The organism is Kitasatospora sp. NPDC058444 (assembly GCF_042721415.1).
In the GTDB taxonomy this organism is placed as follows: Bacteria; Actinomycetota; Actinomycetes; order Streptomycetales; family Streptomycetaceae; genus Kitasatospora.
This window is the reverse complement of sequence record NZ_JBHXLL010000020.1, coordinates 123,377-136,751: the sequence shown is the minus strand read 5'-3', so window position 1 is coordinate 136,751 and position 13,375 is coordinate 123,377. Positions and strand designations below refer to the sequence as shown.

The window sequence follows — 13,375 nt, the reverse complement described above, 5'->3', positions numbered from 1 at the left end:
CCCCGGGGGCCTGGCCCCGGCCCTCGCCGCCGCCGCACGCCGGGGGGCCCGGGGGGGGCGGCGGGTGCGACGCGTCCACCCCCCCCCCCGCTCCGTGGCCGCCCTCGCGGTCACGCCCCGTCCAGCACCTCCACCAGCGCCGTCAGGAACTCCTTCGGCCGTTCCAACTGCACGCTGTGCCCGGCGCCTTCGACCGCGACCTCGCGCACCCGCCCGCCGGCAGCGGAGTAGCGGTCCAGCACGGCGCGGGTCTGCGCCACCATCGGCTGTGCCGGGCAGGTGTCCTCGCCGGGCCAGCCCGGCACCGCGCCGATGGCCCCCAGGTGGGCCAGGTCGAAGAGCGAGGTGTCGGAGACGATCACGTCGGCGGTGCCGCGGATCCACAGGATCGGCGGCTTCGGCTCGACCAGTTCCAGGTCGTCGATCCGGAAGTGGGTCGGCGCCATCGAGTTGAGCACCCCGCGCTCGCCGGGCCCGAAGCCGGGCCAGGCGTCGCTCACCCGGCTGTCGCCCGGGTAGTGGTCCTCCCCGGTGCGGGTGGTCAGCATCGCGGCCACGTAGCGGTCCGGCTCCGCCAGCGGCTCGCTGACGTAGGCGCCGTTCAGCACCGAGCGCGGCGCGAACGCCGACTCGGCGCCCAGTTCGCCCTCGCCCAGCAGCCGGACGAACTCGGGGGCGGCGCCGCCGGCGCCCGAGCCCGCCCCGTCGGGCGAGTTGAGCCGCCCGTCCACGCCGTGGGTGCCGCCGAAGCCGTACGGGGAGACCGGGTTGACCAGGGTGACCGAGCGCACCAGTTCCGGGTGGTCGCGCAGCAGTTGCAGCACCACACCGCCGCCCATGCTCCAGCCGACCAGGTGGACCGGGCCGAGCTTCAGCGCCTGGAGGTAGGAGAGCAGGTCCTCGCTGTGGTCGCGCAGGCCCCGGGTGGCGTCCACCGGGAGCGGCTCGGTGCCGCCGAAGCCGCGCAGGTCGGGCGCCAGCGGGCGGTAGCGCTCGGGCAGCGCGGTCATGGTCGAGTGCCAGAAGACGCCGGAGGAGACGTTGCCGTGCACCAGGACCACGGGTTCCCCGGTGCGGCCCTCGATCTCGGCGTGGCTCACGGTGAGCCGGTCGGTGGGGATCAGTCGATCGGTGATCATGCGGGTGGTCCTCAGTTCAGCCAGCCGGCGACCTGCGCGCTCGCCGCGCTGTCCCAGCCGAGTTGCAGGTGGTTGGCGAAGGCGATCAGCGCGGTGCCGCCGACGGTGCCGAAGCCGGTGGTGTCCAGGGCGCTGGCGACGAAGACCACGCCGTCGCTGGGCCCGCGGTTCTCGTTGAAGATCCCGACGATGCTGGGCGTGCCGCCGGCCAGGAGGTACGAGGTCACCGAGGAGGGCACCCCGGCCTGCTGCAGCGGGGTGATCAGCGAGCCGGCGTTGATCGCGGCCTGGATGCCGCCGCCGTCGGTGTAGAAGCCCTGACCGCCGTAGTAGGTCGTGTACCAGTCCTGCTGGGTCTGGTCGATACCGAACACCGAGTCCCAGCGGGCCAGCATCTGCCGCTGCCCGGGGTAGACGTCGTAGCCGCTCGTCGGGGTGAAGGAGAACTCCGGGTGCGAGGTGTAGGTGCCGTAGCAGGTCATCCGCAGGTGCGGGGACGGGGCGTTGACGGCACCGCCGCACTGCGGCCAGATCGAGAAGTCGTGCGCCCAGCCGTGCGCGAACGGGTAGTCGTAGCCGCCGTTCGGGCCGCCGAGGGTGATCAGCTTGCGCACGTCGCCCGCGTACGGGCGGCCCCAGGAGGGCTTCACCGAGGACACGTAGGCCCGCGAGGACATCTCGCCCTTGCTCCAGCCCACCACGTCCACCTGCGGGACGCCGAGCTTGGCGCGGATCAGCGCGACGGCGTCGCCGACCTCCTGGGCCTGCATCAGGTTGTCGCCCTGCTTGTGGGCGAAGCCGATCGCGAAGACCCGGTAGCCGCGCCCGGCCAGGTTCTGCATCAGCCCGGTGTTCGGGCAGGAGGCGGAGCCGCAGCCGTAGCCGCCGGACTCGCCGGGGTTGGCCCAGGCCCGGTCCGGGTTGTCGTTGGCGCCGTGCACCAGCAGCACCGGGACCTGGTGCGAGCCGGTGTTCCAGCCCGGGGCCGAGTAGAGCAGGAAACGGCCGGAGAAGGGCTGCTTGACGCCGCCGAAGAAGGTGAGCCGCTGGCCGTCCTGGTTGCCGCGGCCGTCCGGCGGATACTGCTCCTGCTGGAAGCCGGTGGTGGTGTCGAGGTACCGCTCGACGCGCTCCCAGCCGTTGGCGACGGTGGTGTACGTCGCTTCCTGGGTCAGGTAGGACGGCACCGCGGTCGCGGCGGCCACGGCCGGCACCGACGGGACGGCCGCACCGACCAGCGCCAGCACGCCGGCGAGCACCCAGCCCAATCCTCTTCGCCTACTGCGCCCGTTCCTTCGCATACGCGTTCACTCCTCCACGCTGAGGGTCCAGTCCGCGTCACCCTAGGGCGGCCGAAGTGCCCCTCCCTATGTCGGCCGCACACACCTCGGGCCTCCCGGTATGGCCCTCGGCCACCTGGCCAGGCGGCGGCCGCGAACGGCCCGCGTCGCCGGGCGTCCGGCCCGCCGAGCCGGACGGTTCGACCGAGATTTCTCCTACGAATATCGCATCATCGCCTCCATTGCCGTCGAATCGAGCAAACCATCAGAACGGGCACATGAATTCCCATTCGACGAATCTTGCCCATATTCCCGGCGGGCTATAGGATCCGCCCCACGTAGGCGAACTACCGAGTTCCACCTACGACCTGAGCACAATCAACCGTTATTCGCATCATCGCCCACGACATGCCGTGACATTCTCTTCAGCTTTCCGGAAGAGTCACGCCGGCTCCTTTTCCGGCGCCCCAGCGATCGGCATTCCCCCTACCACCGCCACTCCATCCGGGAGGAGATCCCGTGCGGCTCCGAAGGCTTTTCCACACCCGACTGAGGCCCGCCGCCAGAGCGGCCTGCGCGGTGCTCGCCGCGCTCTGCACCGTCCTGGGGCTCTCGACCCCGGCGGTGGCCGCCGGCTCGACCCCCGGCACGTACAGCTACTACGCCTTCCCGTCCGGCACGTCGAAGCTGAGCTCGGCCACCTTCGCGACCACGGTGCAGTCCGACCCCGGGCGGGGCAACGTCTTCTGGTCGCACCAGTTCGGATTCACCAACGGCGTCAGCGGTTACATCGGGATGCAGCGCCACCGGACCGACCCGGGCATGTACCTGTTCTCGCTGTGGGGCGCCACGAACGCGAAGGCCGGCGACACCGGCACCTACTGTCAGACCTTCACGGAGAGCGGGGGCGGCGGGTACAGCTGCCGCCTCAACGCGGGCTTCGTCGCCGGCCACACCTACCGCTACGACATCACGCCCGCGGACCCCGGCTGGTACCAGGCCAAGATCAGCGACACCACCGCGGGCACCTCCTTCGTCCTCGGCTCCCTGCAGGTCGGTACGGGGCAGGCGATCCAGGCGGCGGGCATGATCGACTGGGTCGAGTACTTCGACTGGAACAACAACGCCGCGACCTGCGCCGACGAGCCCTACTCCGCGGCGCAGTTCACCACCCCCACCGGCGTCGACGCGACCACCGGACTGCCGGTCGCCTCCACTGTCTCCAGTACCTCGACCAGCAGCACCTGCACCAGCCAGGCGAGCGTCACCCGGGTCACCGGCGGCAGCGTCCACCGCGACGCCATCGGCAACACCTCCTCCGGCTCCATCACCGGCATCGGCGGCCGGTGCGTGGACATCACCGGCGGCAGCAGCGCCGACGGCACGCGCCTGGAGCTCTGGGGCTGCGGCCAGTGGCAGGACAACCAGAACTGGGTCCTGGCGAGCGACGGCACCGTCCACGCCCTGTTCAAGTGCATGACGGCCAGCGGCTCCGGGACCGCCAACGGCACCCCCGTCGTGCTCTCCACCTGCGACGGCTCGGCCGGCCAGCAGTGGACCCGGACCAACGGCACCCTCGTCAACCCGAACTCCCAGCGCTGCCTCGACGCCACCGGCGCCAGCAGCACCCCCGGAACCAAGCTCGAACTCTGGGACTGCAACGGCGGCACCAACCAGCAGTGGAAGACCCCCGCCTGACACCACCCCAGGTGACAGCGGCACGGCGCCGACACACCCGACCGACGGGCGTGTCGGCGCCTCCACGTTCCGGCACGGACCCGCGACGGCCTCCGGCCTGAGCCGCCGAGTACCGGGTGCCGGCCCGCAGCACCCGTTCGTCCGGTTGCGGAGCCCTCGGCGCCGGTGCTCTCCTGCTGGTGTCAGGCCGTGCGACGAGCGGAGCCGATGTGTCGTCCCCCGATGTGTCGTCCCCCGATGCTGTCCCGCCCCGGGAGGCCGCCGACCGGCTGGCCATCCGCCGGCTGGTCGACGCCTACGCGCACTGCGCGGACCGCAGGGACGCCGAGGGGCAGATGGCCCTGTTCACCGAGGACACCCGTTTCCTGGTCCACATGGACGCCACGGCCGCCGAACCGACCCAGGAGCTGCGCGGACGCGCCGCCCTCGCACCGGTCTTCGACGAGCTCAACCGGTACCGGGCCACCACCCACTTCAACGGCCAGAGCACCGTCACCCTCGACGGCGACCGCGCGGAGGGCGAGACCTACTGCCTGGCGTACCACGTCTCGTCCGACCCGGACGACAAGCGCACGATCATGATCGCCTCCATCCGGTACCTCGACCGCTTCGTCAGGCAGGACGGCGACTGGCTCTTCGCCGAGCGCCGGCTGCTGGTCGACTGGACCGAGACCCGCCCCTGCGAGCCCTGAGGGCTTGGCGCCCCGACTCCCCGCCCCTCCGGCCCCGGCTCCCCCGGGGCGAAAGCGATGGCACCCATGGCCGAGCGATCCACCGTCCGCACCGTGACCTACGACCTGCTGCGCACGCTCGGGATCACCACGGTCTTCGGGAACCCCGGCTCCACCGAGGAGCCCTTCCTCCAGGACTTCCCCGCCGACTTCCGCTACGTCCTGGCCCTCCAGGAGGCCTCCGCCATCACCATGGCCGACGCCTTCGCCCAGGTCACCGGCCGTCCCGCGCTGGTCAACCTGCACTCCTCGGCCGGCACCGGCAACGCGATGGGCAACCTGGTGGCGGCGTACCACGCGCACACGCCCCTGATCGTCACCTCCGGCCAGCAGCACCGGGAGCTGCTGATCGGCGAGCCGTACCTCGCCAACCGCGAGGCGACCCTGCTGCCGCGGCCCTGGGTGAAGTGGTCCTACGAGCCGGCGCGCGCCGAGGACGTGCCCGAGGCGTTCATGCGCGCCTACGCGCACGCGCTCCAGCCGCCCGCCGGCCCGGTCTACCTGTCGATCCCGATGGACGACTGGAAGCGGCCGTCGCGCGGCTTCACCCGGGTGCGGACGGTGAGCTCCCGGGTGGCCCCCGATCCCGAGCGGCTGCGGGCCTTCGCCGAACGCACATCCGCCGCCCGCCGGCCCGCGCTCGTCTTCGGTCCCGAGGTCGACCGCGGCGGCGGCTGGGACGCGGCCGTCGCCCTGGCGGAGAAGCTGCGCGCCGCCGTCTACGGTGCCCCGCTGGCGGAGCGCGCCTCCTTCCCCGAGGACCACCCGCTCTACGCCGGCCCGCTGGGCCTGTCGGTGCGGGCGGTCGGCGACCGGCTGGCCGGGCACGACCTGGTGGTGGTGATCGGCGCGGAGGTGTTCCGCTACTACCCGCACGTACCGGGTGACTACCTGCCCGCGGGCACCGCGCTGCTGCAGATCACCGGCGACCCGCGGGCCGCCGCCGCGGCGAGGGTCGGCGACAGCCTGCTCGGCGATCCCCGGCTGGCGATCGAAGGGCTGCTGGACCTGGTCGAGGAGGGTTCGACCCGCTCCGCCCCGGACCCGATGCCTCGGCCCCGGGTGCTGCCGCTCTCCCCGACCCTCCCGCTCCCCCCGCCCGCGGTCCACGCCGCGCTGAGCCGGGTCCGCCCGCCGGACGCCGTCATCGTCAACGAGTCGACCTCGACCATGGCCGAGCAGCTCGAATGGCTGCCCACCACCCGCCCCGGATCCTTCTTCGCCACGGCCAGCGGAGGCATCGGCTGGGCCGTCCCGGCGGCGGTGGGCGTGGCGCTGGCCGATCGGGAGCGCGGGGTGCGGCGCCCGGTGGTCGGCCTGATCGGCGACGGCTCCTTCCAGTACTCGGTGCAGGCCCTCTACACGGCGGCCCGGCACCGCCTCCCGATCGTCTACGTGGTCATGCGCAACCACGAGTACGCGATCCTCAAGTCCTTCGCCCGGCTGGAGGACACCCCGGGGGTTCCCGGACTCGACCTGCCCGGCCTGGACATCGCCGCACTGGCCCGCGGCTTCGGCTGCCGCGCCGTCGAGGTGGAGACGACCGAGGACCTGGAGCGGGAGTTCACCGCGGCACTCGGCGCCGACACGGCCACCGTCATCGTCGTCGCCACCCAGCCCCGGCCGGCCGCGCTGTAGGTCGCACGGCGGGAACGGGCCGTTGGCCGCCGAGAACTCGAGCAATCTTCGCCGCGGTCAGCTACCACTTCGGGCCACTGAAGGCGCTCTGAGACGCCGCGATCGAGCACGTGGGGCGCGGATGCTCAGCGCTTGAGAGGCGCGTCGGCGGGGATCCCCTGGTCCAGCCAGGTTCCGTCGCGCATGATGACTCGTCCGGTCAGTTCCCGCCCGCCTCGCCATGCGCGCACCGTCTTCGGCTCCACCCGCACGTACAGGTACGGCCCTTCCTCCGCGCGCGGGTCCCACCCGAACTTGTCGGCGAACGCCCGGGCCGCCTCGGCGGGCACGTCCTGGGCCGAGAAGCCCTGCGCCTCGCCCTGGACGAGCACCACATCGGAGGTGTCCGGCAGTGCCAGTCGTACCCGCGGCTCCGCGCGGACGTTGCGCGCGGTCACGGAGGTGCCGCTGGTGCACATCCACACCGCTCGCCCGTCCCACAGGAACCACAGGGGCACCTGGTGCGGACCGTGCTCGGGGTGGGCCGTCGACACCCATACGTCCCGCTCGGCGACGAGCCGTTCCAGAGTGTCGCGTACCCGCTCCGCCGTCGGGCGCTGAATGCTTGCCTTGGTCATGATCGGCGATCGTAGCCACCGGGTTTCACCCGCACATGCGGCGCGCGACCTACGCCCACCGGCCGACGAACCACTCAGCCCTCACCCCGGGCGGGGGCCGCCACGTAACCGATCCGCGGGCCGGCATGGCAGCCCGCGAACGCCCCCTCCAACCGCTCCGGCTCTCCGAGCCGCTCCCCCCAGCCTGTCCAGCGCAGGTGCCGGCATGGTCATCCCCTCCTGCCGTGCCAGAGGGCGCCGGACCGCGTCCCACCGTCACGGGCCGACAGACCGGCAGCCGGGGAAACGCGGGCGCACGCCGAGCGTCGTGGGGCGCTGGCCGGCGGGACCCGTGGGGTGTGCTGCGCGAGAGGTCGGCGGAGTCGACTTCCCACGCGCGCCCTCAACCGCCCGGCGGGTCCGGCCGGGCGGTTGAGGGCGGGGTGGGGCTTCAGGCCACGGGTTGGCGATCGCGGTCCCGGTCGGGAGCGGTGGTGGTCGTGGTCGCGATGGGGTCCGGGCGGTGGGGCATCCGCAGGACGGCGACCGCGCAGAGGCCGACGACGGCGATGGCGAGGAGCAGGAGAAGGGGAAGGGCGAGGTTGATCAGGAGTCGCACGGGGCCTCGGCCTTGTCGTAGTGACGGAGGATCGCGAGGAGGTTGAGCACGGTGCTGGCCGGAGCACAGCCGAAGCGGACCAGGACCCGTCCGTCGACCACCTGGTCGGTGGCCAGGGCGGGCCAGATCAGCCCGAACTTCCGCCCTCGCTCGCGGAGTTCGTCGAGCAGCGAGGCGACCTCCGGCTCGGTGTAGGTACGCATGATCGCGTCGGCCGGCCCGGTCGGGCGGCGGTGGTCGGCGGTCACGCGGCGGCGTCCAGCTCGAACCAGCAGGACTTCCCGGACTTCCGGGGCTCCGCGCCGGAGCGGTGGGTGAGCGAGCGGACCAGGCACAGGCCCCTACCGGTGACGGCGTAGAGGTCGGGGTCGTCGCGCTCGACCGGGAGGAGGGGGTTGCCGTCGCTGACGGAGACCCGGAGGACCCGGTCGAGCAGCGCGATCACGACGAGGGGCGCCGAACTACCGCCGTGACGCCAGGCATTGACGAACAGTTCGAGCAGCGCGATCTCGGCATCGGCGACGAGGTCGGGCTTCCACCCGGCGCGCGCCGTGGCCTCGCGCAACTCCTCGCGCGCGGCCGACCAGTCAGGGGGGAGTTCGTGGGGGAGCACGATGAAACCTCCGCGGGGCTTCAGATATGACCATCAATCGATCAAACGCGCGATCGAAGCAATGGAATGACGGAAAAGCGCAACCAGATCCCAACCCTGATCACTCAGAGCATGCGATCGGCTACACTCAGCATGACGTGATGGCCATCACATGCGCAAGCTGGCTCAACTAATCTGCAAAATCTCATATCGAACCCGAATTCGGTGCCACTCCCTGCCAGTTGTCGGTAGCGCCCGTGCAATCGGCAAGGGCAAACTGGTCCACCGAGAGGTCAGGAGGGGCATCGCATGGCGGTATCAACCGTTCGCCGTCGTCGGCTGGGTGAGGAACTGCGACGGCTCCGTGAGCAAGCGATGATCGCCGCGGACACGGCAGCCGATGCCACCGGCATGAGCCTGGCCAAGCTGAACCGGATCGAGAACGCCCGCACGGCGGCCAAGATCGAGGACGTCAACAAGCTCCTCGACCACTATGGTTGCGACGACGAGGACTTCCGCGCCAGCCTGATCGCCATCACGAAGGACGGCAGCAAGCGCGGCTGGTGGCTGAGCTACCGCGACGTGATCAACGTGTCGGCAACCGACCTGATCATGCTCGAGACCGAGGCCTCGACCTTCAAAACCTACGAACCCGCCTTCATTCCGGGACTCTTCCAAACCGCCGAATACGCTCGGCTTGTCATCGACCGACTCCGGACCACGAAGACCGGCACGGTTGACGACCTCGTACAGGTCCGCATGGCACGGCAGTCCATCCTGACCCGCCCGAATCCCGTCGAGGTCTGGGCGGTCATCCATGAAGCCGCGCTCCGGGCCATCGCGAATCGCCCCGACATCATGGGCCCGCAACTCGACAAGCTGCTCACGTTGAGCCGGTTGGCGAACGTCAACATTCAGGTGATGCCGGCGGGTGCGGCGATCCACCCGGGCATGAGCGGCGCGCTCGCCCTGCTCGGATTCCCTCAGCGGAAGGACCTCGACGTCGTCTTCGTCGAAGGCATGCTCGCCGGATTCTGGATCGAAGACCCGGCCGACGTCGAGCTGTACCGGGCGAAGTTCCAGGAGATCACGGCCGAAGCCCTTTCTGTCGACTCCTCGCTCGAGTTCATCACCGCACAGAGAGAACTGATCAAGTGACCCACTATCCCGACGCCGAGGCGACTGGCTTCACCTTCCGGAAGTCGAGCTACAGCGGCGGCAACGAGAACTGCGTCGAATACGGGTTCCTCCCCGGGGCGGTCGCAGTCCGCGACAGCAAGGACCCTTCCGGTCCCGCCCTGCTGATCGACCGCGCCGCCCACGCTGCCTTCATCGCCGCCGTCGCCACCGGCGAGTTCGACTTCGGCCTCCTCTGAGCACTCCCCCAACCCAAGCGGTGCCTCGCCCCTTCCGGCGAGGCACCGCTTGGGCGGGACTGCGACCGGCGCCGGCGACCGGCCCGTCAGTGCTGGCTGTTGTGGAAGCCGATCACGACCGCACCCCACCAGCAGATCTGGGAGACGAGCGCGGTGCCGGCGCCCCAGGCCAGCAGGCGCGGGGTGAGCGCGGTGGGTCCGTGCTGGGCCATGCGCTGGTTCAGCAGCCCGGCCTGGAGGCCGTTGACGGTGAGGAGGAGGACCAGGGCGAGCTTGACGCAGGTGAGGGCGGACGACAGCTTGGGCTCCAGCATCACACCGCTGACGATGAGTCCTCCGAGCCCGGCCCAGATCGGAAGGTGCAGCCGCGAGGTGGCGCCGAGTGCCTCGTGCAGGGTGCACCGCCGCGTCATCCAGAGCAGGCCGTAGTAGTCGGCGACGAGAACGGCGCCGAAGCCGAGGACCAGCGAGGCCAGGTGGACGAAGAGGGCCGCCGTGTGCAGCGCCGGGTCGACGTCGATGTGCGTGGAGATCCACGCACACGCCACCAGGCCGGCGCAGGCCGCCACGGCCGCGGCGGCGACCGTCCACCACCCATCGTGCAGGCGCACCGGTCGGGCGGGCGCTCCACCGGTCCATGCGGACCCGGGGAGAGCAGGCACGGACGGCTCCGAGGGCAGAGCGGACACTGGGGGCCTCCAAACGACTGACGCAAAAATCAGGTAAGGCTTACCTTTCTGTCGATTCCCTGGTCAATCCGGAAAGCTCTGAATCGACCCCTGGCCCCCGAAGCGTGGCCCCTTCGATGCGAAGCCGAGATCTGACGACACGAAATGTTGTTAGGCGAGGCTTCCTTGCCTTAATGTCTGCCTGCCGGGGATCGTCCCCGCCCCGCCGTCAGGCCCGATCGGCCTTCCACTCCCGGGCGAGCGTCGCGTAGACGTACTCGCTGCCCCAGCGGTCCTCGTCGAGGTCGTTCTCGACGAGGTGCGCCTCCCGGCGCATGCCGAGGCGCTCGCACACGCGCACCGACCCGGCGTTGAGCACGTCGAGGCGGGCGAAGAGCCGGTGGACGCCCAGTTCGGCGAAGGCCAGCTCGGCGGTCGCCCGCGCCGCCTCGGTCGCGTAGCCCCGGCCGCTGTAGGCCGGGTTGAACGTCCAGCCGATCTCGGCCTGGCATGCCCGCGCGCTCGCGAGCTTCAGGGTGACCTCGCCGACGACCTTCGCCTCGCCGACCGGGCAGACGGCGACCGCGAGGGCGTCACCGTCCTCGGCCCACGCCGTGCCGGCGGCGCGCCGCGTCAGGGTCTGCGTGCACTGCTCGCGGGTGAGCGGTGGCCGGTAGAGGTAGCGGGCGACGTCGGGGAGGCTCTGGTACGCGTACAAGTCATCGACGTCGTCCGGCGTGAACGGACGCAGGAGGAGCCGTTCGGTACCGAAGGGCAGCAAAAGCGTGGTCATCGATCCGGTGTTCCTCCCCGAGGGCCGCCCCGGCAGCCCGAGCGACCGGACCGCGGAGCTCCCAACGACTCGCCTTGGGCAACTACGCCGTTCTAAAGCCCTTGCCACCAGCCGCGCAACCCAATTTCACGGCCCGGGCCGTGGGCTACGGGGGATGGTGGGATGCGCTCACACCCATGGCACCGGCGCACTCGCGCCTGGAGCGCCCGGAGCGCCCGGTCGGCGCCTTCGGCTGCGCAGCCTGCCGGTCTCGGTCGACCTATCTGACTCGTTGTCAGTGGGAAGGCCTGAACGACTGCGTTCATTCGTTCGAGTGAACCGACAAGGAACCTGCCTCTGGAGTGATCCCAGCAGAGCGATCATGTGTGCGACGCATCGTCACCATCCCTTTTACAGAAGGCGGGTACACCCATGTCTGTCGACGGAACCACGGATCCCTTCTTCCCCATCGAGCCCGACGGCCTCGCGAAGCTGGAAGCGATCCGCGAGGCGCTGCTGGACCCGTCGCCGCGCCGGATCGGCCGGCTGGACCAGTGGGGCCTGGCCGACGACTACGAGGTCTACGCGGAGATCGCCGGGTACGCGGAAGTCTCGCTCCCCATGGCGGACGGGACGGTCCTGGACGCGTCGCTGAGCATCCCGCGCAACCTCGCCCCCGGGCAGACCTGCCCCGCCGTCATCCTGCCCGCCCCACTGATCAAGATGGGGCATCATGCCTACCTCGGCATGATCGCGCGCTGGGCGCAGGGCGGCTACGCCGTCCTGGCCTACAGCCAGCGCGGCCTCGCCAGGTCCACGGGCGAGATCCACGTCGCCGGACCTCAGGACGTCGCCGACGCCACCGAGGTGATCGACTGGCTGGTGGCGCAGGACGGGATCGACCCGAACCGGATCGGGTTCTTCGGTGCCTCCTACGGCGCCGGCACGAGCCTCCTGGCGGCCGCGCACGACCAGCGGATCAAGGCCGTCGCGGGCACCAGCGCCTGGGGCGACCTCCTCGCCTCGCTGTACGAGAACAACACCCGCCACCTCGCGGCGTTCGAAGCCCTGGTCAAGATGTTCGGCGAGGACCGGTGCTCGAAGGAGTTCCGCGGGATCATCCAGAAGATCCGCGCCAACACCATCGACGACGAGGTCAGGGAGTTCGCCCGGGTCCGCTCCCCCAGGACCTACCTGGAGAAGTACAACGAGACCGCGACGCCCCTCCTGCTGACCACCACCTGGCACGAGACCATCTTCTCCGTGCCCGCCGTCATCGACTTCCACAACCGTCTGACCGCGCCCAAGGGCCTGCTCATCCAGGTCGGCGACCACGGCAACGCCGAGTTCCCGGGCCTGGCCGGCCTCGCCTCCAAGCCCACCGACATGGCCTACCGGTGGATGGACCACCACCTCGGCGGCAGCGCCGGCGACGGACAGCCTCCGCGGTTCGACGTCCGCTCCGAGCTCATGTTCAACCCCTTCTCCGACCTCCGCCACGCCACCTGGGACGACTACGCCCTGCCCAAGAAGCGGTTCCACCTCGCCGACGCCCCCGCCGGGCAGGGCGACGGACAGCTCACCCCGGACAAGCCGCAGGCGGGCTGGACGCGCTCGGTGAAGGCCACCGGCACGGGCACCGACATCGTCGTCGCCCCCAAGCTGATCCAGACCGGCATGGCCGAACGCCTCGGCCTGCCCCACAGCTACCGGACCGCCGAGATCGACCGCGGGCTGGCCTCCTTCTTCGCCACCGCGCCGCTGGAGCAGGCCTCGCGCGTCCGGGGCGAGCTGGAACTGAGGGTCACGGTCAAGCCGCAGCAGGCGGACACCACGATCGTCGCCTACCTCCTGGACACCGACCCGGCCACCGGCAGGGCCCAGATCGTCACCCACGCCCCGTACACCTTCACCGCCGAACAGGCGGGCCGGGCCACCACCGTGACCTTCCCCCTCCAGCCCGCCGACTACGTCGTGGCCAAGGGCCGCCGGCTCCAGCTGGTCATCGACACCCACGACCCCTTCTTCGCCTACGACAACACCACCACCCCGGTGTCCACCATCGACATCACCTCCCCGAAGGGCACCGAGTCCTACCTGGACATCCCCCTCCACCCCATCGACTGACCCACCCCGCAGCGGTGGGGGGCCGCGGCCCCCCCCCCCCCCCCCCCCCCCCCGCCCCCCCCCCCCCCCCCCCCCCGGGGGGGCTCGCGGAACCCCCAGAGATAAGGGAAACAAGAGGCGGGGGGGGGGGAGGTACGAA

14 protein-coding genes are annotated in these 13,375 nt (G+C 71.0%); 6 read left to right on the top strand and 8 right to left on the bottom strand.

The genetic code is table 11. The features are described from left to right. Window positions 1–110: 110 nt before the first annotated feature. Both ACFWP2_RS21950 and ACFWP2_RS21945 read right to left on the bottom strand, forming a co-directional pair. Window positions 111–1,139 carry an alpha/beta fold hydrolase gene (locus ACFWP2_RS21950; protein ID WP_380453866.1) on the bottom strand — a complete coding sequence of 343 codons (1,029 nt, stop codon included), beginning with the start codon at window positions 1,137–1,139 and terminating at the stop codon, window positions 111–113. Between the two features lie 11 nt (window positions 1,140–1,150). Beyond that, complete coding sequence (locus ACFWP2_RS21945) at window positions 1,151–2,398, bottom strand: esterase/lipase family protein (protein ID WP_380453864.1); 1,248 nt, start codon at window positions 2,396–2,398, stop codon at window positions 1,151–1,153. A 540-nt stretch (window positions 2,399–2,938) separates the two neighbouring features. Here ACFWP2_RS21945 and ACFWP2_RS21940 point away from each other — a divergent pair. The 3 genes from ACFWP2_RS21940 (at window position 2,939) to mdlC (ending at window position 6,486) form a co-directional block, all read left to right on the top strand. After that, on the top strand, window positions 2,939–4,117 hold the full coding sequence (locus tag ACFWP2_RS21940; RefSeq protein WP_380453862.1) for a ricin-type beta-trefoil lectin domain protein: 1,179 nt from the start codon (window positions 2,939–2,941) through the stop codon (window positions 4,115–4,117). A gap of 209 nt (window positions 4,118–4,326) precedes the next feature. Then, window positions 4,327–4,809: a nuclear transport factor 2 family protein gene (locus ACFWP2_RS21935; protein ID WP_380453860.1), complete on the top strand. Its 483-nt coding sequence runs from the start codon at window positions 4,327–4,329 to the stop codon at window positions 4,807–4,809. Window positions 4,810–4,875: 66 nt separating this feature from the next. Further along, entirely contained in the window at window positions 4,876–6,486 is a 1,611-nt protein-coding gene (gene mdlC, locus ACFWP2_RS21930; RefSeq protein ID WP_380453858.1) for a benzoylformate decarboxylase, read from the top strand. A 125-nt stretch (window positions 6,487–6,611) separates the two neighbouring features. On the opposite strand, the gene ACFWP2_RS21925 is transcribed toward mdlC, so the two are convergent. From ACFWP2_RS21925 to ACFWP2_RS21910, 4 genes are all read right to left on the bottom strand, one after another. Further along, complete coding sequence (locus ACFWP2_RS21925) at window positions 6,612–7,103, bottom strand: pyridoxamine 5'-phosphate oxidase family protein (protein WP_380453856.1); 492 nt, start codon at window positions 7,101–7,103, stop codon at window positions 6,612–6,614. Between the two features lie 430 nt (window positions 7,104–7,533). Then, a complete protein-coding gene (locus ACFWP2_RS21920) occupies window positions 7,534–7,701 on the bottom strand; it encodes a hypothetical protein (RefSeq protein WP_380453854.1) in 168 nt (55 codons plus the stop codon). Beyond that, on the bottom strand, window positions 7,689–7,949 hold the full coding sequence (locus tag ACFWP2_RS21915; RefSeq protein ID WP_380453852.1) for a hypothetical protein: 261 nt from the start codon (window positions 7,947–7,949) through the stop codon (window positions 7,689–7,691). The genes ACFWP2_RS21920 and ACFWP2_RS21915 overlap by 13 nt, the downstream gene beginning before the upstream one ends. Then, window positions 7,946–8,314 (bottom strand): ATP-binding protein, encoded by a 369-nt coding sequence (locus ACFWP2_RS21910; RefSeq protein WP_380453850.1) that lies wholly within the window; start codon window positions 8,312–8,314, stop codon window positions 7,946–7,948. The genes ACFWP2_RS21915 and ACFWP2_RS21910 overlap by 4 nt, the downstream gene beginning before the upstream one ends. A 288-nt stretch (window positions 8,315–8,602) precedes the next feature. Between ACFWP2_RS21910 and ACFWP2_RS21905 the strand changes: the two genes are divergently transcribed. Then, window positions 8,603–9,451 (top strand): DUF5753 domain-containing protein, encoded by an 849-nt coding sequence (locus ACFWP2_RS21905; RefSeq protein ID WP_380453848.1) that lies wholly within the window; start codon window positions 8,603–8,605, stop codon window positions 9,449–9,451. Then, a complete protein-coding gene (locus ACFWP2_RS21900) occupies window positions 9,448–9,669 on the top strand; it encodes a DUF397 domain-containing protein (protein ID WP_380453846.1) in 222 nt (73 codons plus the stop codon). The genes ACFWP2_RS21905 and ACFWP2_RS21900 overlap by 4 nt, the downstream gene beginning before the upstream one ends. An 86-nt stretch (window positions 9,670–9,755) precedes the next feature. Here the strand turns inward: ACFWP2_RS21900 and ACFWP2_RS21895 are convergent, their stop codons facing one another. Both ACFWP2_RS21895 and ACFWP2_RS21890 read right to left on the bottom strand, forming a co-directional pair. Then, entirely contained in the window at window positions 9,756–10,280 is a 525-nt protein-coding gene (locus ACFWP2_RS21895) for a hypothetical protein (protein ID WP_380453844.1), read from the bottom strand. A gap of 286 nt (window positions 10,281–10,566) precedes the next feature. Continuing rightward, entirely contained in the window at window positions 10,567–11,130 is a 564-nt protein-coding gene (locus ACFWP2_RS21890; protein ID WP_380453842.1) for a GNAT family N-acetyltransferase, read from the bottom strand. A 411-nt stretch (window positions 11,131–11,541) separates the two neighbouring features. Between ACFWP2_RS21890 and ACFWP2_RS21885 the strand changes: the two genes are divergently transcribed. Next, window positions 11,542–13,236: an alpha/beta fold hydrolase gene (locus ACFWP2_RS21885; RefSeq protein WP_380453840.1), complete on the top strand. Its 1,695-nt coding sequence runs from the start codon at window positions 11,542–11,544 to the stop codon at window positions 13,234–13,236. Window positions 13,237–13,375 lie beyond the last annotated feature (139 nt).